The following is a 19880-nucleotide window of genomic DNA, read 5'->3' on the forward strand; positions in this document are numbered from 1 at the left end:
AGTTCAGATATCGAGCGACGTCGCCCCCACGAACCCGGGTTCCCTGTGAACGTCGAATCGCCCGTCCCGCACGAGTGCGGGCCGCTGTGAGTCCGCGAACGCGACGTTTCTCTCGGCCGTTTCTCGGGACGCGCGACCTATATACCTTTCTTCACAGGCACGAACCGTCCCGCTTACCCCGAGCACCCACAGTCCGACCGGCGACCCCGACACTTCGTCGACGCACGCGATCGCGGCACGCGCTCGCTCGACCTCCCCGCGCCGCACGCGCACGATCGCGGTTCCGGTTCCCGCCGCAAACGAAAAGTCGAGCACCCGGAGATCGACGTCCGCGGCCCCTGGATCGCCGAGCAGGTTCTGGGCGGCGTACCAGCACGCGCGCTGGAACGCGTGGCTCCCGCAATCGGCGTCGGGCCACGCCTCGATCCCGACCGCGAGATAGCGCCAGCGCGGCCGGAGATGCTTCGGGAGGTGTTTCATTCCTCCGCGTCCGTCTCGTCCAGCCCGAACCCTCGCGTCGCGCCCTCGTCCGTCGCCGTCTCGGGACCGTCGGTCATTGCGGTGCGTTCGGCCACGAGGACGCCGACCTGGTCGTGGACGTGCTCGACGGCGGTGAGCGAGAACCCGGCGTCGGTCAGCGCGTCCGCGAGCACGCCCACGGTCGCTGGATCGTCGACTTCGGGGCTGTAGAAGGGCGCGTCGGTGTCGGCCTCGCCGAAGAGCATCACGTCACCGAGTACGAACTTGCGGGGACCGAGTCCGGCGATCGCCTCGATCGCCTCGCGCTTCTCGTCGTCGCTCAGGTGGTGCATCGCGAAGTTCGAGACCACGACGTCGACGGGTTCGTCGACGGCGGGCTCCCGGAACGTGCCCTCGGCGAGCGCGAGATTGTCGATCCCGACCTCGTCGGCCTTCCGCCGTGCTTCCGCCATCATCTCGGTCGAGATGTCTCGACCGAGAACCCGCTCTGCGTCGGGAGCGAGCGCGAGCGCGATGGCTCCCGTCCCCGTGCCGAGATCGAGCACGGTGTCGTCGGGCTCGGGGCTTGCGTGTTTCACGACGAGCGAGGCCGCCGCTCGGTACTCCTCGCTGTCCTGGCTCTCGTCGTACGCCGCGGCGTGGTCGTCGAACCGTGCCGCGTGCTCCTCAATCGTCTTCTTCATACTTCCCTCTACGGACGCCTGGCTCAATGAACGACTCGCTTAGGCGCTCACGATTGCGCGCGGCGAGTCGACCCCACTCCGCGAGCCCCCGCTCGACGTCCTCGCGGTCGAACCCGATCGTCTCGCCGACCGCGAGGAGTTCGCGCGGCGCGCGGAGCTGGAGGTGGCTCTCGGGGCTCGCGCTTACCACGTAGGGAGCGTCGTACTGGAAGGCGATCTCGCGGAGCTTCCTGAGATCGGCGAGCGCCTGGACCCGCCGGCCGCCGCTCAACCGGAGCACGCGCCCGAAATCGAACTCGAAGCGCACGCCGTTCCGCGCGGCCGCACGCGCGAGGACGTGGTTCACGTCGCCGTCGGCCATCGGCCGCGCGAGCACGTCGACGCGGGGCTCCTCGCACGCGAAGCGGTTCAGCGCGCTCGATCCACGGACGAGAATCATGGTGCGCTCCCCGCGACAGTCCTTGATGCGCGCGCTCGCCGCCGAGGCGTCGTCCGTGTCGATCTCGATCCCATCCACGACGTCGACGCCGTACTCCGCAGCGATCTCCTCCCCATCTGGCCCATCGCGGTCTGGTCCGTCGACCATCTCCGTTTCGGGCGTGTTCCGCACCACGACCCCGTCGAACCCGTACTCCACCGCGGTCAGGGCGAACCGTGCGGCGGTGCTCTCGCCGTCAGGATACGCCCGGACTGCCTCGTAGTAATCGGCCATCTACGACCGCGATTCGAGCGCGTCGGCGGCGTTTTCGACCGCCGCCGCCTTCTTTGCTGGGTACGCCTCGATCTTCCCGCGGAGTTCGAGCCCCTCGCCCCGCTCGATCCGTCCGCCGTAGGCCGCCTGCTTGTCGAGGCGCATGAACAGCGCGCAGTTGTCGTTCACCCGGTCGTCGAGCTCCTCGCGGACCCGATCGAGGTCGAGGTCCGCGAGCCGATCGAGCACGTGGCGGACGTCGTCGGCGTTCTCGACCCGTGCGGAGAGCACCACGATCCGGTCGCCGTGGAACCCCTCGTTCGTGGCCCGGTCGATATCGAACTCCTCGGGCAGGAGGGTTCGAAGCGCGCGCTCGACGCGGGCCTCGTCCTCGGTGGCGTAGCAAAACGCACGGAGATCGATGTAGTGGAAGGGGGTTTCGGCCATGGGGGCAGTACGGTGGTGTGGTAAAACGAATGCCGCTCGGTGTCCTCAGTCCTCGGCGGGTTCGAGCGAGTCCTCGGGGACGCCCGACTCCTGGCCGTCCTCGAAGTTCACGGTGTAGGTCGCGTCGCCGAACATCGTCTCCATCACCTGCGTGACGGTGCCGGTCTCGCCGTCGTACTCGCTGTGCTCGTCGTGAAGGAGAACGCTGTCGTCTTCCTCGAAGCTCATGGCTCCGCTACCGCTCGGTCGGATAAAAGCGGCGTGGATTCGGTCGGGGTGGCGTCGCCGGCTGAACGCTTATGTCAGAGGCCGACGAACCCGGCCCATGATTTCGCTCTCACGCTGCTCGTCGGCCCCGTCGCTGGCGTCGCCGAACCGTCGCGGCCAGCGGCACGCACCGCGTCGCTCCGACGGCGGACGATGACCTTCGACGACCTCTGGTATCTCGCCGACGAGGCCGACCAGCGCGCGGAACGGGCCTACCACGACCTCCTCGACGAGCGCGATCCGGTGCTGGAGACCACCCACCATCGCCGGGTGTCGCGACGACGATTTCGCACGCTCGCCGAGCGGATCCGCGAGAACGGCGCGCCGTACGGGGCCCACACCATCGTCTATCGTTCGTCGGGCGACCTCCTGCTGTGTCGTCACGACGGCGTCGGGCTGTGGGTGCTTCCCGGTGGTGAGGCCGACGGCGACGAGGGGTTCCGGACGGCCGCCGAGCGCGAACTCGCCGAGGAGGCCGGGATCGACGCGCGCTACGACGGCCTCGCCATCGCCACGCGGGTCGAGCTCCGGTGTGACGACCACGCGACGTGGGGCGTGCTCCCGATCTTCGCCGCCGCGGCCGAGACCACCACGACCACGGTGTGCGATCCCGACGGTGAGATCTCGGCCGCCGAGTGGTTCACCGACCTCCCCGACGACACCCGCGACCGCGAGGACCTGATCGCGTGGCGCGAGCGGGCGCTGTGAGGAACGCCACCGATCGCGGATCGTGACGACGGTGTGCTCGATCGACCGAATACTCCTTCGACCGTCGATCGTTGTTGGAACACAAGACATATATCAAAATCAGACGAGGATCGGACCGAATGAGAGAGCTCCGCCGGCGCGACGCGCTCACCGTGTTCGGGTCGCTCTCGGCGTCGCTCGGGGCGATGTTCGGCGTGACGCTCGTCGATTCGACGCGTGAGCGCGGTGACGAGCGACCCGAGTCGGACGGAGCAGGTCCGTCGTCCCGAACGAACGGATCGGCTCCGTCGTCCCGAGTCGGGGCATCACCGTCCGAGGTACGCGACGACACGACGGACCTCGCGTATCCGAACGACGTCCGGACACGGGCTCACGCGACCGGCAGGCCACTGTCCACCATCACCCGCCGTGAGGAGTGGACGGCGACCGGTGGAACCACCGCCGGCTGGCAGGACGTCGGCGGGGAGACCGCAAAGCGCCTCGTCTCGCCGGCGAGCGCGACGCGACCGGGGATGAGCACGACGTTCGCGGAGCCGCTCGACCTGACCACGCTGGCGCTGTCGGTGGGCGTCAGCCTCGATCGGCCCGCCGAGGAGATCGTCCAGCTCCGGGCGTTCGCCCCGGACGAGGACAACCAGCTGTACATGCAGCGGTATCTCCAACGCCGGGCGGGAACGGTCCGCCTCGACGTCGCACCGGGACGGACCATCGGCTCGCCCGATCCGACCGCCGTCGAGGGGCTGTCGATCGAGTCGTTCACCGGCGCGGGGAAACCGATCGAGCTCGGTGTCGGCGGGCTCCGGGTCCGTGAGTCGCCCCGCCGACGTGGTGCGGTGATCCTGACGTTCGACGACGGCCACCACACCCAACTGGACGTCGCGAAACCGATCCTGGACGAGTTCGGCTACCCCGGCGTCGTCGGCGTGGTGCCGTGGTTGGTGGAGGAGGACGACCGGATCTCCGCTCGGGAGCTTCACGGGATGGTGGCCGACGGCTGGGAGATGGCCTCACACCCCCAGCGCCGCGACACGCCGTTGCCGACGCTGTCGAAGTCGCGCCAGCGCGACGCCATCGAGCGCTCGAAGCGGTGGTTCGTGGAGGAGGGCTTCGCGGGCCGGGGCGAGACGCTGATCTGGCCGTTCGGTGCGTTCGACGAACGGACGCTCGACCTCGTCGGCGAGTACCACCGGCTCGCCTTCGGCGGCGGTGCCTCGCCGGCCCCGTGGGCGATCACCGAACCGGGCTGGGTGCCGCGGGTGAACGGCGACGATCCGGCGGCCGTCCGCCAGGCCGTCGACGCGGCCGCGCGCTTCGGGACGGTCGCCACCGTGATGTACCACACCATCGGGGAGCATCGCCTCTCGGCCGACGGCCTCCGTGAGCAGCTCCGGTACATCGACCGCGCCGACGTCGACGTGACCCTTCCCTCGAAGCTGGCCGACGCACAGCCGTACTGACCGGGATCGCTCCGGCCGAACCGTTCATCCGTAGGATTCGCCCTCGCGCGCCTCGGCGTCCAGCCGCCGGATCGCGGCCTGGGCGTTGCTCGCGTCGTAGCCGAACAGCACGTCGTCCGCGTAGGCGTTCGCGACCTCGGCGGCGTGAACCAGATCGTCGATCTCGACGTCGACCGCGTAGAGCTCGATCGCGAGCGGCGCGTCGAGCACGTCGCGAAAGCCGCTCGCGAGCGATTCGAGCCAGTAGGTCGTGCCGTAGGCCGTATCGTACAGCGGCACCACGAACTCGTCGACGTGTTCGGCGAGCGAGGCGAGGTCGATCCCCGAGCGCTCGTGGAGGTGGCCTGGGTAGGGATCGGGATGGAGGGTGAGCGAGAGCGCTCCGTCCACGCGGTCGGCGGCCTCGCCCACGAACTCGGTGACGACCGTCGCGCGCCACGCGAAGCGGTCGTCGAACTCGCTCGATTCGAACTCCTCGACGCAGCGATCGCAGAAACAGTATTCGGCTCGGGGGAAGCCGACGTCGTCGAGCCGGACGTCACCGCTCGTGTCGGCGGCGTCGGCGATGGTTTCGAGCAGGCCCGCGCGGTAGTCGGGATGGGTCGGACAGACGTACCCCCAGTCGAAGTACCGGCGCTCGCGGGTGGCGAGTTCGCCGTCCTCGTTCACGGGGACGAGCTCCGGGCTCGCCTCGGCGGCCGCGGTGTCGGCGTGACACGCGATCATGCTCGTCGCCGCGGCGACCGGCTCGCGCGCCTGGCCGCTCACCGACTTCACCTCGTAGCACCGCCGGCCGAACGCCGGCCAGTCGAGCTCCTCGGCGTTGCGCGTCACGACCCCGTACATACCCACGATGGGAGCCGAGAGAGGGTAAGCGGTTCGCTCGAACGATCATCCACGACGAAACCATCGCGCGAGCCCGGCGCTGGTCGTCATCTCGACGATGCCGAACACGACCGCGGGGAGCGTGGCCGCGGCCGGGAACCCCGCACCGACGAGGAGCGCGGCGGCGACGGCGAAGTCCCGCATCCCCACCGACAGCACCGCCGCGATGCGCTCCTCGCGGGTGAACCACCGGCCCACGAGCCATCCGACCGCGTACCCGCCGCCGTTGAGCACGAGCGCGCCGACGGCGACGACTGCGAGGACCCCACCACCGTTGCGGATCAGTGACGCGTTCGCCGCCGTTACGATACCGATGACGAGAATCACCATGAATCCCGATACCGAGGGATAGAGATCGTCGTACGCACCGATGCGATCGGGCCAGCGATACCTGCACCCGACGGCAGTTCCCATCGGGAGAACGACGGCGAGCACCAGCTGTTCGACGATCGCCACCGGATCGACGGCGACCGACCGCCCCACGAACAGCGTAACGGCGGCCGGAACGACCACGAGCGTCTCGACGCCGGCTGCGACGAGGACGACTGTCGCGAGGGCGGTGTCGCCGCCACCGAGTTCGGTCATCGTCGGCGTGACGAGCTCGGGCGTCACCGCACCGAGAACCACGAACCCCGCCGTGAGCGCGGGCGAGAGCCCGAGACCACGGGCGACGGCGAGCCCGAGAACCGCCATCCCGGTCTGGGCGACGAGAATCGCGACCAGCGCCCGTCCACGGAGCCGGCGGAACCGTTCGGGGGCGAGCGTCAGCGAGACTGCGCCGATCATGACCGCGAGAATCGGCGTCGTCAGCGGAGCGAGGGTCGCCACCGACGGGACAGCGATCCCCACGCCGACCGAGAGCAGCACCCACACCAGCAGGTAGTCGTCGACGAGTGCGGCACCGCACGTCACGACACGATGGGGCATCGATGTACTCCGGCTGTCGTACGCGGAGTTACTGTTTGATCCCGTCGAATCCAGTGCAGGTGTCGAACCGACGCGGGCGGCTCGATCGTTTCCCTACTTCGAACCGGTGGCCACGAACAGGAGCCCGAGCAGGAGCCCGACGACGAGCAACCCCCCACCGCCGAGGGCGTAGAGTTCGGTGGTCGTCCACTGGAACCGATCGCCGTAGCGCACGATTCCCGCCGTGACTAACAGGGTGAGCCCCGATCCAACGAGCGTCGTCACGAAGTCGAACCCGAATCGAGCGCCAGGATCGGCCATGATCCACCACTCTCACTGCCACGGGTTCGTTCTTCGGGTGGCTGCTGCAAGCCGCTCTGGGGATCACTGTCGTCGTCGCTCTCGCGGAAAACGGGAGGTGGCGTCGTCGGCCGTGTGAGTCTACCGACGCAGCGCGACGCCGACGGCGAGTGCGATCGTGAGCAGGGCAACCACGGCGGTGAGTTTTCGTGACATCACGCGGGACGACAGCACAGCGGCATATAATCGTTGTGCCATCGCGTCGCGGATCGAGTGCGTGATCGCCGGGTCGATCCGCCCCTCACACGCTGATGTGCTCGGCGAGGTCCTCGCGGATGAGGGTCTCGCAGTACGCACACCGCACGCCGTCGTCGAGCACCGCAAAGCGCGACGCCACGGGCTCGCCCTCGGTGGAGATGCAGTCGTGGTTCGGACACGAGAGGACACCCTCCACGGTGTCCGGCCGCTCGACCCGGTGTTTCTCCGCGACGCCGTACTCCCGGATGATGTTGATCGACGCCGCGGGCGCGATCAGCGAGATCACGTCGACCTCGTCCTGGCTGAGCTCGCGGCCCTCGATCTTCACGACGTCCTTGTGGCCGAGCCGGTCGGAGGGAACGTTCATGCCGACGCTCACGACCTCGTCGGTCGAGCTGTCGATCCCGAGGATCGCGAGCACGTCGGGCGCGTGCCCGCCCGCGATGTGATCGATCACCGTCCCGTCCTGAATCTTGCTGACCCGGAGCTCGTGGTCGTCGCGCTCGCTCATCGTTCCCCTCCGTTCACGCTGTCGTCGGTAGCGCCCGCTGCCCCCCCACTGTCGGCGTCGTCGAGCAGCAGATCGAGCAGCGCCATCCGGACCGGGACGCCGTTGTGGGCCTGCTCGAAGTATTTCGCATGGGGGGTCGCGTCGACGTCGGGGGCGATCTCGTCGACCCGTGGGAGCGGGTGCATCACGACACACTCCTCGCGGGCACGCTCCATCGTCGCGGCGTCGATCCGGTACTCGCCCGCCACCGCGCGGTACTCGCTCTCGTCGGGGAAGCGCTCGCGCTGGATCCTGGTGACGTAGAGCACGTCGAGTTCGGCGAGGACCTCGTCGAGATCGTCGTGCTCGCGGACCTGCGCGCCGGCCTCGTGGAGGTCGTATCGTACGGAACGGGGAAGCCGCAGACTCTCCGGACTCACGAAGTGCTGGCTGGCGTCGAACTTGGTGAGTGCGTACGCGAGCGAATGTACGGTTCTGCCGTACTTCAGATCGCCCATGATCCCCACCGTGAGATCGGTGAGCCCGCCCGCGTTCTCGCGCATGGTGTAGAGGTCGAGCAGGGTCTGAGTGGGATGCTGGCCCGCGCCGTCGCCGGCGTTCAAGAGTGGAACATCGACGAACTCGCTCGCCATCGTCGCTGCGCCCTCGCTGGGATGGCGGAGCACCAGCGCGTCGGCGTACCCCGCGATCACCCGCACGGTGTCGGCGAGACTCTCGCCTTTGGTCGCGCTGGAGGAGTCGACCGGTCCCATGTCGAGGGCGTCGCCGCCGAGGCGCTTGATCGCGGCCTCGAAACTCATGCGCGTGCGCGTGCTCGGCTCGAAGAAGCACAGGCCGAGCAGCCGCCCCGCGTGGCGCTCTCGATCCGGAGGATCGCGCTCGATGGCGGCCGCACGGTCGAGCACCGTCTCGATGTCGGCGCGCGAGAGGTTCTTCGCGGTGATGACGTGGTTACGATCGAGCATCGGTCGTGGGGCACCTCCGTTCCCCGACTGGATGGCTCATTCTCGTGTCGAGTCGGACGGCCGATTACCTTGTAGCTGTGGATACGGTGGTCGAGCGGCGGCTGGTGCCAGGGCCGGCCAAACGACGGGCTTTTTGAGCACCCGGCGGGTATCGGACGAGAATGACTACCACGGAGTCGGGGAACGCGGAGGCCGGGTTCCGGTTCTGGGCCCCGGCGATCGTCGCCGGCACGGCCCTGTTTCTCGGCGTTCTCGACACGACGATGATGAACGTGGCCGTGCCCTCGATTGTGGCGGACCTCGACACCACGGTGAACGCGATGCACGGGGCGATCGCGGTGTACTCGACCGTGATGGCCGCGCTGATCGTTCCCGGCGGGGCGCTCCGGTCGGTCGTCGACACCAGACGACTCCTCGTGATCTCGCTGCTCGTCTACAGCGTCGGCACGCTGCTCGCGGGGGCGAGCCCGAACATGCTCACGCTGTTCGTGGGCTGGTCGATCATCGAGGGAATCGCCGCCGCGGTCATGCTCCCGCTCACCTACTCGATCATCGTCGAGAACTACGAGGGGAGCGCCCGCACCAAGGCCTTCGGCGCGATCGGCGGCGTGACCGCGGTCGGGACCGCCATCGGCCCGATGATCGGCGGCGTGCTCACGACCTTCGGCTCCTGGCGGTGGGGCCTGTTCGGCGAGCTCGGCCTCGTGCTCGTGGTGCTCGCGTTGACCCGCTATCTCGACTCGCAACCGAGCGATCGGCAGGTGTCGATCGACATCGGCGGCACAGTGTTGTCGATCCTCGGCGTGGTCACGATCGTCGGTGGCACTCTGCTCGCCGGGCGCTACGGCTGGGTGCGCCCGCTGCGCCCGTTCGTCGTGAGCGGGGTGCGGATCGAACCACTGGGGTTCTCGCCCGCGATCTGGTCGATCGCGGTCGGCGTGGCGTTGCTCGCCCTGTTCGTCCAGTGGGAGACTCGCCAGGCACGCGCGGGTCGCCCCCTCCTGATTCCGCCGAGCGTCCTCCGCACCCGGACGTTCGCCGCCGGGATCGCCACGTTCGCCGCCGAGTCGCTCTTCCTGTCGGGCTTTATGTTCTCGATGCCGGTCTTCCTCCAGTCGGCGCTCGGCTACTCGGCGTTTCAAACCGGCCTCGCGCTCCTCCCGTTCTCGGTCGCGACGCTGCTCGTGGCCACGATCTCGACGGGCTGGCGCGCGTACGTCGCGCCGAAGCACATCGTCCAGGGCGGGCTCGTGTTGATGGCCGCAGGACTATTGGGCCTCGTCGCGCTGACCGACCTCGATCTGACGCTCCTCGAGATGGTGCTGCCGATGGCGGTGATCGGTGTCGGTCTCGGGCTGTTCACGGGCCAGCTCGTCGATCTCACCATGTCGGCGGTCCCGTCGTCGGAGGCCTCGGTGGCGTCGGGCGTCATCAACTCGCTGAGCCAGCTCGGCTACGCCTTCGGGACCGCCGTCACCGGCTCCTTTCTGCTCGCCGGGTTCTACGGGAACGTCGTCGACGGCGTGACGCGGTTCGCCACGGGGTCGTCGGTCTCCGGCGACGAGCGACGACAGCTGGTCGTGGCGCTCGAAGATCGGGTGGACGCGACGACACAGGCTCAGCAAGAGGCGTTCGTCGATCAGCTACCTGCCGAGACGCGCGAGCAACTGCTCGACGTCGTTCGGACGGCGATGGAGACCGCCCAACGGAGGGTGTTGCTGCTCATCGTGGTGTTCGTCCTTCTCACTCTCGTCGCAGCGAGTCTCCTTCCCACAGTACGACCACGGCGAGTCTCGGGCACGAAGCCGAGCGATACCGACGATTGATCGGGCAGACCATGGCCGACGGCCACTCGCTACAGCACGACGTACCCTACGGCGTACGCGACCGACGCGACCGTGACCGCGGCGAGACCGGTGAGGATCGCGGTGAGCAGCGTTTCGGCGTCGAGCAGCTGCCGACCGCGTCGTCGACCGTTTCTCTCGCGTCGCCACACCAGCGGGAGCGAGCCGACGATACCGACGGCGAGCACGCCGAAGACGAACGGAGACGCCGAACTCACCGTCGGGGACGGCACCACGACCGGGGCCGCCACGTAGACGAGACCGATCGCCGCCCACCGATGGACGTAGGCCCGGAGCGCGCGCCTGGTGAGCGCACAGTAGACCAACGCCCCGAACCAGACGGTCGCGAGCTCGATCCAGAAGGAGAGGAGCAAGTTGACGGTGGGATCGGCCGCGAGGACGATCCGTTCGTCGACGGGCGAGACGTCGAACGGGTAGAACAGCTGCGGCGGCGAGCCGGTGAAAAAGTCCCCGAACGGGTGACTCGCGAGGCCGACGAGCGCGCTGAGGAACACGCCAGGCGGTGAGAGGTGGCCGAACCGAACGGCAGCCACGGTCACGAGGAGGCCGGCCACCACGAACGCCGTCGTCACGAACACGGCGAGCCATCCGCTCAGTACCCCGACGGTGGCGATCAGACCACCGAGAAGCGCGAGGCCCGCGATTCGCTCGGCACTCGCCGAGACGCGGCTTCCGTCCACGTCTTCCCGGCTCGTGCTCGCGCGACTCCACAGCCAGAACGCGACGGCGGCGACGGTGGCGACGACCAGCGAGTGGGTCGCTGCGCGGTGGACCACGTTGCCGGTCGCCCAGAACCCCTCGGCCGCGTCTGCCGCGCTCTCGGCCCCGAGCAGCCCCGTCGGTGCGTAGAGGATGTCGACGTCCGGAACAGCGGCGAACGCGGCGGTGCTCGCGCCGATCGCTAGAGCGCGTTCGCGCGAGCAGCCGAGGAGGCGCGCGCCGCCCGCCGCGAGTGCGAACCCGGCCATCGCGTGGCCCACGAACATCGTGGTCCTATCGTGCCTGGCGCGCGTCGAGCCGTGCCGCCAACTGATCCGAGATGTCCGTGAGGTGGGCCGTCGCGAAGATCGCGACGAGGACGCCACCGACGATGTCGTAGAAGAGGTCGAGCATGGTGTCCTCGAGACCGTACTGGGTGAGAACCTGTGCCGTGCCGAAGGCGGCCGCGGACTCGGCGATCAGGAACTCGAGGAGTTCCCAGACCACGCCGAACGCGACGATGAACAGCAGCAGATAGACGAAGGTGAACGCCGGCGGCATGGAGATGTACTCGGTGTGCTCCTCCAGGGCGCGCGTCGTCGCGTAGGCCACGCCGGCGACAAGCGAGGACGACAGCGCGTGGGTGACGTGATCGTACCACCAGAGCGAGCTGTACGCGCTCGAAAAGTCGAAAAACGGCAGCGGAACCGTCCCGATCGCGTGGAGGAACATCGCGGTCGTGATCCAGAGCACGATCCCGGCGTCCATCGTGAGCGTGTAGCGGCGTTCGAGCAGCGCCGGGAGGAACGTGACCAAGAGCGCGATCCCGGCGTTCGTGACGATCCCGACCTCGCCGGAGAGCACGGCGAGCGCGACGATCGCCGCGAGGATCAGCTGCATCACTCGCACCAGCTGCGCCTGGCGCGTGGGCGAGATCCCGAGCCGACGACGGATGTTCACGCCACACTCCTCGTAGTCGACCGTGTTCGAGCGTTCTCACGCAGCCGTCGCCGGAAGTACCACACGAACACGCCGGCGGCCACGAGCCCGGCGACGAACGTCGTGAGGAAAAACAGCATCAGCTCCGTGTTCGTCTCGAAGAAGGCCGTCCCGAGGTACTGTGCCGAAACCCACGAGCCAAAGGCCCAGATCCCGGCGATGCCGAGGGTCGCGATCACCGCAAACCAGACCGCAAAGCCCGGCGTCATCCGCACCGTCGTGGTCAACTGGAGACAGACCACCACGAGCAGCGCGAGCGTGGCGACCGCGATCCCGCCGACGAACTCCGCGAGGAAGGGGAGTCCGACGGCGTTCAGCGCGAACGGGAGCACGGTGAGTGCCAGTAGTGGCCACGGGGTGGTGCGCTGCCACGACCGCTCGACCCACGCCGGGACGGCGGCGACCGCAACCGCGACGCCCGCACCGACCGCCGTCACCAGCTCGCCGGCGAGGAAGTTCCCGACGCCGGCCACCGCGATGACCGCCACGAACAGCCACGCGATGGCGGCGTTCGTGCGCTCGTCCTCGATGAACCACTCCTCGGGCAGTCGTTGACTCATGGGCTGTGCTCCGTGATCGTCACGGATGGTCGTCCGTGCCGTCGCGATCGAAGGCGGGGTCGCGTCCGTCGTTGAAACGGTTTCATTGCTATCGTCCTCCCTCGGTGTTCCGAGGCTCCAACCGGTGGTAGGTGCTGTAGGGAGATAAGCCTGACACCATAGAAGTATATATGGAGAAGTATTCTCCAATAGATAGGTTTAACATGGGGCCATTCGTACACGGTAACGGATCACATGAACGAGCTAATCGTCCTCGCGTTCGACAACGAAGACGGCGCACTGAACGTCAGAGACAAGCTGAACGAGCTCCAGAAACAGGAGCTCATCACGCTCGGCGACGCAGCAGTCGTCGTCCGAGAGGGTGATGGCAAGCCGAAAGTCAAGCAGGCTCAGAGCCTCGTCGGCGCTGGTGCGCTCGGCGGGAGCTTCTGGGGACTGCTGATCGGTCTCATCTTCTTCGCCCCGATCCTCGGGATGGCGGTCGGTGCGGTCACCGGCGCACTCTCGGGTCGGTTCGCCGACATCGGTGTCGACGACGACTTCATCAAGGAGGTCGGCGAGACCATCGAGCCTGGCCACTCCGCACTCTTCCTCCTCGTGGTCGACGCCCAGACCGACCGCGTCATCGAGGAGATCGAATCGTACAATCCCACCGTGCTCCGGACGAACCTCTCGGCCGAGGACGAGGAGAACCTCCGCGAGGCGTTCGCCGCCGACGACATCGTCGCCTGATCGCGGCTCGATTTTTCCGGTTACTCGTCCTGCGTCACACCGCCGTCCTCTACGGCTCCGTCCGTGCCATCGATGTCGTCAGTCTCGTCAGTCGCGACCGTCGATCCCGATTCCGGTGCGCTCGCCCCCTCCGCCACCGACTGTCCGTCCACAGCTACAGGAGATGATCCGATACTCGCTGAACGATCGCCAGCGGTGACCCACGGGAAGAGCGTGCGCGCGAACTCGAACACGACGACGAGGATCAGCGGGCCGAGGAAGATGCCGTACCAGCCGAAGAGCAGCGGGCCGAACGTGTAGGCCAGCATCACGAGACCGACGTGGAGCGATCGGCCGCTGACGTACGGACGCAGCAGTTGATCCGGGATGTAGTCGACGATCGCTACCGACACCAGCGCGAACGCCGTCGGGAACCAGAGCGTCTCCGGGTCGCTGACGAGCGCGTCGACGAACAGCAGTGCAGCGAGCGGCACCCAGACGATCTTCATCCCGATGAGGGGCACGAGGCTTCCTGCCCCGACCAACAGCCCGACGAGCACCGGTTCGGGCACCCGGACGGTTTCGGGGGCGAAGAGGTTGAGCGTGACGTACACCACGACCCCGAGAACGCCGGTCGCGAGCGCGTTCAGGACGTTCCCGAAGTAGACGTTCTCGAGGTCGCGGTCGATCGCCGAGAAGTACGCCTCGGTGACGCCACCCTCGCTCACGAACGTGCCCCGGCCCCACCGGGCGATGCGGTAGTCGTCGCGAAGCAGGTAGAAGGCGATGACGAGCGCGATGAACAGGTGCAGCCCCACGTCGACCAGCGTCCCGAACGACGCGGCCACGGCGTCGATCACGGGCGCGAGAAATCGGTTCAGATCGAGCGCGAACAGCTGGCTCGGGTCGTTCAGCACGCGACGAACGGCCACCTCGAACCCGTTCACGAGAGTCGTTGCGCTGGCGTACGGTCCCACCAGTCCATCGAGCCCGGCCAGTGCGTCCGCGCCGAGCGCCTGCGAGAGCTGTCCGACGGCGATGACGAGCGTCCACCCCACCAGGCCGAGGACCGGGAGCGAGACGGTCACGAGCGCGGTCACGACCGCGAGCGTCCGCGATCCGAGGCGCGCGTCGAGACGCTGGAACACCGGCCGCGTCACGTAGTAGACGAACACGCCGAGCACCACGGTCCCCACGTACCGCCACGCGACGTACGCGATCGCGGCAGCGAGCACGGCCGTGGCGAGCCACACTGCGACCCGCGCGCGCTCGATTTCGCCGTCGAATGCGACCTTCATTCTGCCACTCGAACGGGGTCACGGCACGAGGGGGGTTAACCGTGTGGTGTGTGAGAGCGGCACGACGACGTCAGGTGGCTACGGCCGACCGAGCGACGCGTATCGAGAGACGAAACGACGTGCTCGGGACGCCGCGCGGATCGTCGGCGGAGAGATCGAATCGGCAGCCGAGACAAGGTTTATCCAGCGTCCGTGAGAAAAATAGCCAATGGCGTCGCGTCTCTCGACCGGGATCGGACTTCTCGACCAGCGCCTCGGCGGTGGCATCCCCACCGGCAGCATCGTCGCGTTGAACGCGCCGCCCGCGAGCCAGGCCGAACTCCTGCTCTACGAGTTCATGGCCCCCCGCGAGACGCTGTACCTCACGCTCGACCGAACCGAGCTCGCGGTCGCGGACGGGCTCCGCCGGACGGCGATCGACACCGGCGACCCGACGATCCAGTACGTCGCCGCCGAGTCACGGGTCGATCACGCGATCGAGCTGTTCCACGACCTCCCCGAGCGCGCGACGCTGATCGTGGATCCGCATACCGTGATCGAGCGCAAGGAGCGCTCGCGCTTCGAGGAGTTCATGACCCAGCTCCGCCTCCACGTCATCGACACCGAGAGCGTCGCCGTGTTGCACTGCCTCGACGGGCGGAACGTGCCGGCGCTGCGTGACACCACCAGCCACATGGCCGACGTGATCCTCCAGCTGACGGCCACCACCGCCGGCGCGTCAGTCGAGACCAGACTCGCCGTCCCCAAGTTCCGCGGCGGGCGCGCGCTCACCGAGACCCTCAAGCTCCAGCTCACCGACAGCGTCGAGATCGACACCAGCCGCGACATCGCCTGATAGGGATCGTTGTGAGTCATTTCGGTATGTCGCCGACACGCGATCGGCGACTACCGGTAAACAGTCACAACGATCCCTATGAGACGTCGGTGCGGGCGCGACTCGATCGTGTGACGACGGCGGAAAGACATCCGGCGGGAGCCATGCGTTGACGTCCCATCGATGCGTTTAATAGTAGATGCGTCGACGTGTGTAACGAACGCCGAAGACAGATGACGCAAACAGTCCTGATCGTCGACGACGATGCGGGGATGCGCGAGCTGCTCCGGTTCAAGCTCGGCAAGAACGACTTCGAGGTCGCGACGAGTTCGAACGGCCGCGAGTGTCTCGACTATCTCGAAGCGGAGCCGCTGCCGGATCTCGTGTTGCTCGACATCATGATGCCGTACATGGACGGCCACGAGGTCCTCGATCGGATCCGGGACGAGATCGACGCCGCCCTGCCGGTGGTGCTGTTGACGGCGGCGGAGTCGCGCGAGGAGATCGACGACGGGATCGAGGTGAGCGACCACATCGAGAAGCCGTTCCGGATGAACGAGGTCGTCGACTGCGTGGAGCACGTTCTCGACGGGTCGTTGGCGTCGGATTGATGGGAAGCCAACGGCTCCGGGCTGGGACGGGACCGGCGGAGAAGTGACGCCGTCGGGGAACTACTCGTCGGTTTCGACGCCTTCGAGCTCCTCGGTGATCTCGTCGGCGTCGACGTCGGCGTCTTCGAGCTCTTCTTCGATCGCTTCGAGATCGGCTTCCTCGCCGCCACCGCCACCCATACCGCCCATCATGCCACCCATGCCGCCCATCATCCCGCCGGAGCCGTCGATGACCTCCTCGACGATCACGCGGTCGAGATCGAGCCGATCGATGAGGTCGCCGAGGATCTGCTGCTTGCCCATCATCCACTGCTGGTCGAACTGGAGCTGGGGGGACTGCTCGATGTAGAGGGTCTCCTTCTCGACGGTCTCGGTCTCGAACTCGGGTTCGGCCTCTTCGTCCTCGTCGTCACCCTCGTCCGCTGCCTCGTCTGGCTCGACCATCCGTTCCTCTTCGACCTCGTCGACCTCGATCCGCATGTCGAGGTCGGCGTCGAAGTACATCCCCAACATTCCCTCGGCGCGCTCGATGCGGTCGTCGACGGTGTCGAGCACCTCGTACTCGTACTCGACGTCCTCGCCCGCGAGCGGGTGGTTGAAGTCGACGCGTGCGCGCCCGCCGATGATGGTGTTGACGTGGCCGTGCTCGCCATCGATGTCGACGTGGCCGCCGGGGTAGCGGTCGTCCTCGGGGATCTTCTCCGCACTCAGCGTCCGGACCTCCTCCTCGTCGTACTCGCCGAACGCCTCGGCTGCGGGCACGGTCACCGAGCCGGCGTCGCCGGCCTCACCGCCGATGAAATCCTCCTCGACGGCGTCGAAGAGGTGCCCCGCACCGACCGCGATCACGCGCGGCTCGAAGGTCTGCTGCTGGTCGTCGACGCCCTCTTCCTCGGCGACTTCCTGATCGGTGGTGTCGACGAGCTGGTCGTTCTCGACCGAGCGGGCGGTGTACGCGAGGCGAACGAAGTCGCCCTCCTGGATGCCGCTGGCCTCGGTTTCATCGGTGTCAGCATCGCTGGGCTCGTCGTTCGGTTCGGCTGCCTCGGGCTGATCGTCGGTCATGTGCGCACTCACACCCGTTCGACGTTTAAGAACAACGTTTCGTGTTCAGGAGCTTCGAGCAGGCGAACCGAAACGCTCCGGCGACGAGCGGCGGAGACCTTATCCTACTCAGACGAGTTCACTACGGCATGGCTGATACCACCAATGCGAGCCAGACCCTCTCTCGTGAGGATGTCGCGGCGGAGCTGGAGTCGCTAGCGAACGAACTGCGGGGAACCGAAGGCGAAATCGACGTCGCCGTCGGCAACAAATCGGTGACGCTCAGCCCGGACGAAACGGTCGACTACGACGTCGAAGTGAGCGAACGGGAGCCGATGATCGGCGACAAACGCGAATCGATCAGCATCGACGTGAGCTGGAAAGCCGACGAGTAGTCCATCGCGGCGCTCATGTAGCGGAGTCGAGTGGCACCCGCCAGAGGCTACCGAATGTACGAAGTCGAACTCAAGGTCCGTGCCGCCCACGAACCGGTCCGGGAAACGCTCGTGGCCCGCGAAGCCACGCGCCTCGGAGTCGTCGAGCAGGACGACACGTACTACGACGCTCCCCACCGATCGTTCGCCGAAACCGACGAGGCGCTCAGACTCCGCCACGAGATGCAAGAAGAGAACGTGGAGAGCCCAGAGGACGCGGAAAGCACAGAGGAGAGCACGACCCACCTCACCTACAAGGGACCGCTCGTCGACACGACATCGAAGACGCGCGAAGAAGCCGAAACCGTCGTCGACGACTCCGAGGCGGCCGAGACGATCTTCGAGGCCCTCGGATTCTCGCCCGCCGCGAGCGTACGGAAACGCCGCGAACGGTTCGCTTTCGGAGAGTACACGGTGGCCCTCGATAGCGTCACGGACGTGGGACAGTTCGTCGAGATCGAGCGAACGGTCGAAACGGAGGCCGAAATCGACCGCGCGCGCGACGGTGCACGCGAACGCCTCGCCGACCTCGGTCTCGATCCCGACGACCAGCTCCGAACGTCGTATCTCGCCCTCCTGCTCGATGCGCGCGAGACGGCGGACGAGCAGAACGAGCGTGACGGAGGCGATAACCAGCGATAATCCTCCTGTGCGCAAAAGTTTCCGTAAGTTATAGACCGGCCGGCCGCGAACCCCGATCATGACCGAACGGAACATCCGAGTCGAGGCGCTCGACCGGCCCGCAGTCGACGACCAAACCGTCGAGATCGTCGAGCGGAAGGGCATCGGCCATCCCGACTCGCTCTGCGACGGGATCGCCGAGAGCGTCTCGCGCGCGCTCGCGGCCGCATATCTCGATCGGGTGGGGACGATCCTCCACTACAACACCGACGAAACTCAGTTAGTGGCGGGCAACGCCGCGCCCGCCTTCGGCGGCGGCGAGGTGATCGAACCCATCTACATCCTGATCGTCGGGCGCGCGACCAGCGAGTACGAGGGCACGACGATCCCGACCGAGCCGATCGCGCTCCGGGCGGCCAGGCAGTACCTCGACGCCCACGTTCCCCACCTCGACGTCGGCACCGACGTGATCCTCGACGCGAAGCTCGGCGAGGGCAGCGGCGACCTCCAGAACGTGTTCGACGACGGCAGCGTCCCGATGGCCAACGACACGAGCTTCGGAGTGGGCCACGCGCCGCTCTCGGAGACCGAGGAGATAGTTTTGGACACCGAGCGCCGTCTCAACGGCGAGTACGCGACCGACAACCCTGAACTCGGCTCCGATATCAAGGTGATGGGCAAACGCGAGGGCGACCGGATCGACGTCACCGTGGCGGCGGCGATGATCGACGCCCATATCGAGAGTCTGGACGCGTACACCGACGCGGTCGACGGCGTGCGCGAGTACGTCACCGATCTCGCGCGCGAGCACACCGACCGCGAGGTCGACGTCCGCGTGAACACCGCCGACGACTACGACGAGGGTTCGATCTACCTTACTACCACTGGGACCTCGGCCGAGCAGGGCGACGACGGCTCGGTGGGACGGGGGAATCGGGCGAACGGCCTCATCACCCCGAACCGGTCGATGTCGATGGAGGCCACCTCGGGCAAAAATCCCGTCAACCACATCGGGAAGCTCTACAATCTGCTCTCGACCGAGATTGCCGAAAGCGTGGTGGACGAGGTCGACGGCATCCGCGATCTCCGGGTCCGGCTCGTGAGTCGGATCGGCCAGCCGGTCGATCAGCCCCACGTCGCCGACGTCCACGTCAGCACCGAATCCGGCGTCGCGGTCGGCGATGTCGAGAATGAAGTCGGGCGGATCGTCGACCGCGAACTTGGCGATCTCAGCGACGTGACCCGTCGGGCCGTCGACGGCGAGATCGCTACGTTCTAACACCTGTTTTCCAAAAATTATTTTATGTGTTGAAGCTAACCAGCAGTATGTGATCGTTCGATTTACCGCCACTGTTGACGGGCTTGTTCAAGATTCCACAGACAAGGAGTTTGAATGCAATGGCTTTGATGCGAAGTTGATATTTAAACAGGGATTACTTTCCGAAGTCTCTATTGAAAGAGAGCTTAGTGATAATGAAATAGAAGATCTCGACAACAGAATTGAAGAAGCCGGGCCGAACAGTCCTGGAGTTATTTCGTTAGGCATTCCACAAGGAATCAGAGACAACGCTTACAATACGCTACAAACAATCGAATCTTTGTTTGGGTTGCACAATATCAAAAAGCTATACTGGCGCGATGCTACGATGGAACTCATACCTCAGGA

The 19880-nt window shown here is 66.8% G+C and carries 25 protein-coding genes; 10 read left to right on the top strand and 15 right to left on the bottom strand.

From position 1 onward, the window contains the following. Window positions 1–3 precede the first annotated feature (3 nt). The 5 genes from TX76_RS14760 to TX76_RS14780 are packed head-to-tail and all read right to left on the bottom strand — an operon-like array spanning window position 4 to window position 2529. Window positions 4–480: an Rpp14/Pop5 family protein gene (locus TX76_RS14760; RefSeq protein ID WP_049903476.1), complete on the bottom strand. Its 477-nt coding sequence runs from the start codon at window positions 478–480 to the stop codon at window positions 4–6. After that, window positions 477–1163: a class I SAM-dependent methyltransferase gene (locus TX76_RS14765; protein ID WP_049903478.1), complete on the bottom strand. Its 687-nt coding sequence runs from the start codon at window positions 1161–1163 to the stop codon at window positions 477–479. Before TX76_RS14765 ends, TX76_RS14760 begins: the two co-directional genes overlap by 4 nt. Then, window positions 1147–1875 carry an RNase P subunit p30 family protein gene (locus tag TX76_RS14770; protein ID WP_049903479.1) on the bottom strand — a complete coding sequence of 243 codons (729 nt, stop codon included), beginning with the start codon at window positions 1873–1875 and terminating at the stop codon, window positions 1147–1149. Before TX76_RS14770 ends, TX76_RS14765 begins: the two co-directional genes overlap by 17 nt. Further along, window positions 1876–2301 (bottom strand): RNA-binding protein, encoded by a 426-nt coding sequence (locus tag TX76_RS14775; protein ID WP_049903481.1) that lies wholly within the window; start codon window positions 2299–2301, stop codon window positions 1876–1878. Window positions 2302–2346: 45 nt separating this feature from the next. Continuing rightward, window positions 2347–2529, bottom strand: a complete 183-nt coding sequence (locus TX76_RS14780) for a hypothetical protein (RefSeq protein ID WP_049903483.1) — start codon at window positions 2527–2529, stop codon at window positions 2347–2349. Between the two features lie 192 nt (window positions 2530–2721). Here TX76_RS14780 and TX76_RS14785 point away from each other — a divergent pair, with 192 nt between their 5' ends. Together TX76_RS14785 and TX76_RS14790 are read left to right on the top strand one after the other, a co-directional pair. Beyond that, window positions 2722–3276: an NUDIX domain-containing protein gene (locus TX76_RS14785; RefSeq protein WP_049903513.1), complete on the top strand. Its 555-nt coding sequence runs from the start codon at window positions 2722–2724 to the stop codon at window positions 3274–3276. Window positions 3277–3395: 119 nt separating this feature from the next. Next, complete coding sequence (locus tag TX76_RS14790) at window positions 3396–4733, top strand: polysaccharide deacetylase family protein (RefSeq protein ID WP_049903485.1); 1338 nt, start codon at window positions 3396–3398, stop codon at window positions 4731–4733. A 24-nt stretch (window positions 4734–4757) separates the two neighbouring features. Here the strand turns inward: TX76_RS14790 and TX76_RS14795 are convergent, their stop codons facing one another. The 5 genes from TX76_RS14795 to pyrB all read right to left on the bottom strand — a co-directional run bounded on the left by TX76_RS14795 (window position 4758) and on the right by pyrB (window position 8558). Beyond that, on the bottom strand, window positions 4758–5579 hold the full coding sequence (locus TX76_RS14795; RefSeq protein WP_049903487.1) for an acyl-CoA synthetase family protein: 822 nt from the start codon (window positions 5577–5579) through the stop codon (window positions 4758–4760). A gap of 45 nt (window positions 5580–5624) precedes the next feature. After that, window positions 5625–6545: a bile acid:sodium symporter family protein gene (locus TX76_RS14800; RefSeq protein WP_049903489.1), complete on the bottom strand. Its 921-nt coding sequence runs from the start codon at window positions 6543–6545 to the stop codon at window positions 5625–5627. Between the two features lie 93 nt (window positions 6546–6638). After that, window positions 6639–6845: a hypothetical protein gene (locus tag TX76_RS14805; RefSeq protein ID WP_049903490.1), complete on the bottom strand. Its 207-nt coding sequence runs from the start codon at window positions 6843–6845 to the stop codon at window positions 6639–6641. Window positions 6846–7125: 280 nt separating this feature from the next. Further along, window positions 7126–7593: an aspartate carbamoyltransferase regulatory subunit gene (gene pyrI / locus TX76_RS14810; protein ID WP_049903491.1), complete on the bottom strand. Its 468-nt coding sequence runs from the start codon at window positions 7591–7593 to the stop codon at window positions 7126–7128. Continuing rightward, window positions 7590–8558 carry an aspartate carbamoyltransferase gene (gene pyrB / locus TX76_RS14815; RefSeq protein ID WP_049903493.1) on the bottom strand — a complete coding sequence of 323 codons (969 nt, stop codon included), beginning with the start codon at window positions 8556–8558 and terminating at the stop codon, window positions 7590–7592. The genes pyrI and pyrB overlap by 4 nt, the downstream gene beginning before the upstream one ends. 161 nt (window positions 8559–8719) lie before the next feature. On the opposite strand from pyrB, the gene TX76_RS14820 reads away from it, so the two are divergent. Continuing rightward, window positions 8720–10384 (top strand): MFS transporter, encoded by a 1665-nt coding sequence (locus TX76_RS14820; RefSeq protein ID WP_049903494.1) that lies wholly within the window; start codon window positions 8720–8722, stop codon window positions 10382–10384. Between the two features lie 29 nt (window positions 10385–10413). On the opposite strand, the gene TX76_RS14825 is transcribed toward TX76_RS14820, so the two are convergent. Genes TX76_RS14825 through TX76_RS14835 form a run of 3 tightly spaced genes read right to left on the bottom strand, consistent with a single transcriptional unit; the run spans window position 10414 to window position 12681 of the window. Continuing rightward, window positions 10414–11409, bottom strand: a complete 996-nt coding sequence (locus tag TX76_RS14825) for a metal-dependent hydrolase (protein WP_049903495.1) — start codon at window positions 11407–11409, stop codon at window positions 10414–10416. A 7-nt stretch (window positions 11410–11416) separates the two neighbouring features. After that, window positions 11417–12082, bottom strand: coding sequence for a hypothetical protein (locus tag TX76_RS14830; protein ID WP_049903497.1), 666 nt, complete (start codon window positions 12080–12082; stop codon window positions 11417–11419). After that, window positions 12079–12681 carry a hypothetical protein gene (locus TX76_RS14835; protein WP_049903499.1) on the bottom strand — a complete coding sequence of 201 codons (603 nt, stop codon included), beginning with the start codon at window positions 12679–12681 and terminating at the stop codon, window positions 12079–12081. The genes TX76_RS14830 and TX76_RS14835 overlap by 4 nt, the downstream gene beginning before the upstream one ends. 234 nt (window positions 12682–12915) lie before the next feature. Here TX76_RS14835 and TX76_RS14840 point away from each other — a divergent pair, with 234 nt between their 5' ends. Beyond that, window positions 12916–13413: a DUF1269 domain-containing protein gene (locus tag TX76_RS14840; protein WP_049903501.1), complete on the top strand. Its 498-nt coding sequence runs from the start codon at window positions 12916–12918 to the stop codon at window positions 13411–13413. Window positions 13414–13433: 20 nt separating this feature from the next. On the opposite strand, the gene TX76_RS14845 is transcribed toward TX76_RS14840, so the two are convergent. After that, window positions 13434–14690 carry an AI-2E family transporter gene (locus TX76_RS14845; protein WP_049903503.1) on the bottom strand — a complete coding sequence of 419 codons (1257 nt, stop codon included), beginning with the start codon at window positions 14688–14690 and terminating at the stop codon, window positions 13434–13436. A gap of 208 nt (window positions 14691–14898) precedes the next feature. Here TX76_RS14845 and TX76_RS14850 point away from each other — a divergent pair, with 208 nt between their 5' ends. Together TX76_RS14850 and TX76_RS14855 are read left to right on the top strand one after the other, a co-directional pair. Continuing rightward, window positions 14899–15525 (top strand): RAD55 family ATPase, encoded by a 627-nt coding sequence (locus TX76_RS14850; protein WP_049903504.1) that lies wholly within the window; start codon window positions 14899–14901, stop codon window positions 15523–15525. 212 nt (window positions 15526–15737) lie between these two features. Beyond that, entirely contained in the window at window positions 15738–16115 is a 378-nt protein-coding gene (locus tag TX76_RS14855) for a response regulator (protein WP_049903506.1), read from the top strand. A gap of 60 nt (window positions 16116–16175) precedes the next feature. Here the strand turns inward: TX76_RS14855 and TX76_RS14860 are convergent, their stop codons facing one another. Then, entirely contained in the window at window positions 16176–17180 is a 1005-nt protein-coding gene (locus tag TX76_RS14860) for an FKBP-type peptidyl-prolyl cis-trans isomerase (protein ID WP_049903508.1), read from the bottom strand. Window positions 17181–17308: 128 nt separating this feature from the next. On the opposite strand from TX76_RS14860, the gene TX76_RS14865 reads away from it, so the two are divergent. From TX76_RS14865 to TX76_RS17735, 4 genes are all read left to right on the top strand, one after another. Continuing rightward, on the top strand, window positions 17309–17554 hold the full coding sequence (locus tag TX76_RS14865; protein ID WP_049903509.1) for an amphi-Trp domain-containing protein: 246 nt from the start codon (window positions 17309–17311) through the stop codon (window positions 17552–17554). Window positions 17555–17608: 54 nt separating this feature from the next. Then, window positions 17609–18235: a class IV adenylate cyclase gene (gene cyaB / locus TX76_RS14870; protein ID WP_049903511.1), complete on the top strand. Its 627-nt coding sequence runs from the start codon at window positions 17609–17611 to the stop codon at window positions 18233–18235. Between the two features lie 58 nt (window positions 18236–18293). Continuing rightward, window positions 18294–19493 (top strand): methionine adenosyltransferase, encoded by a 1200-nt coding sequence (locus TX76_RS14875; protein WP_049903512.1) that lies wholly within the window; start codon window positions 18294–18296, stop codon window positions 19491–19493. A 49-nt stretch (window positions 19494–19542) separates the two neighbouring features. Further along, window positions 19543–19880 (top strand): hypothetical protein (locus tag TX76_RS17735; protein ID WP_154019099.1); only part of this gene is annotated, 338 nt, incomplete at its 3' end.

Source organism: Halococcus agarilyticus (assembly GCF_000334895.1).
GTDB classification, from domain to species: domain Archaea; phylum Halobacteriota; class Halobacteria; order Halobacteriales; family Halococcaceae; genus Halococcus; species Halococcus agarilyticus.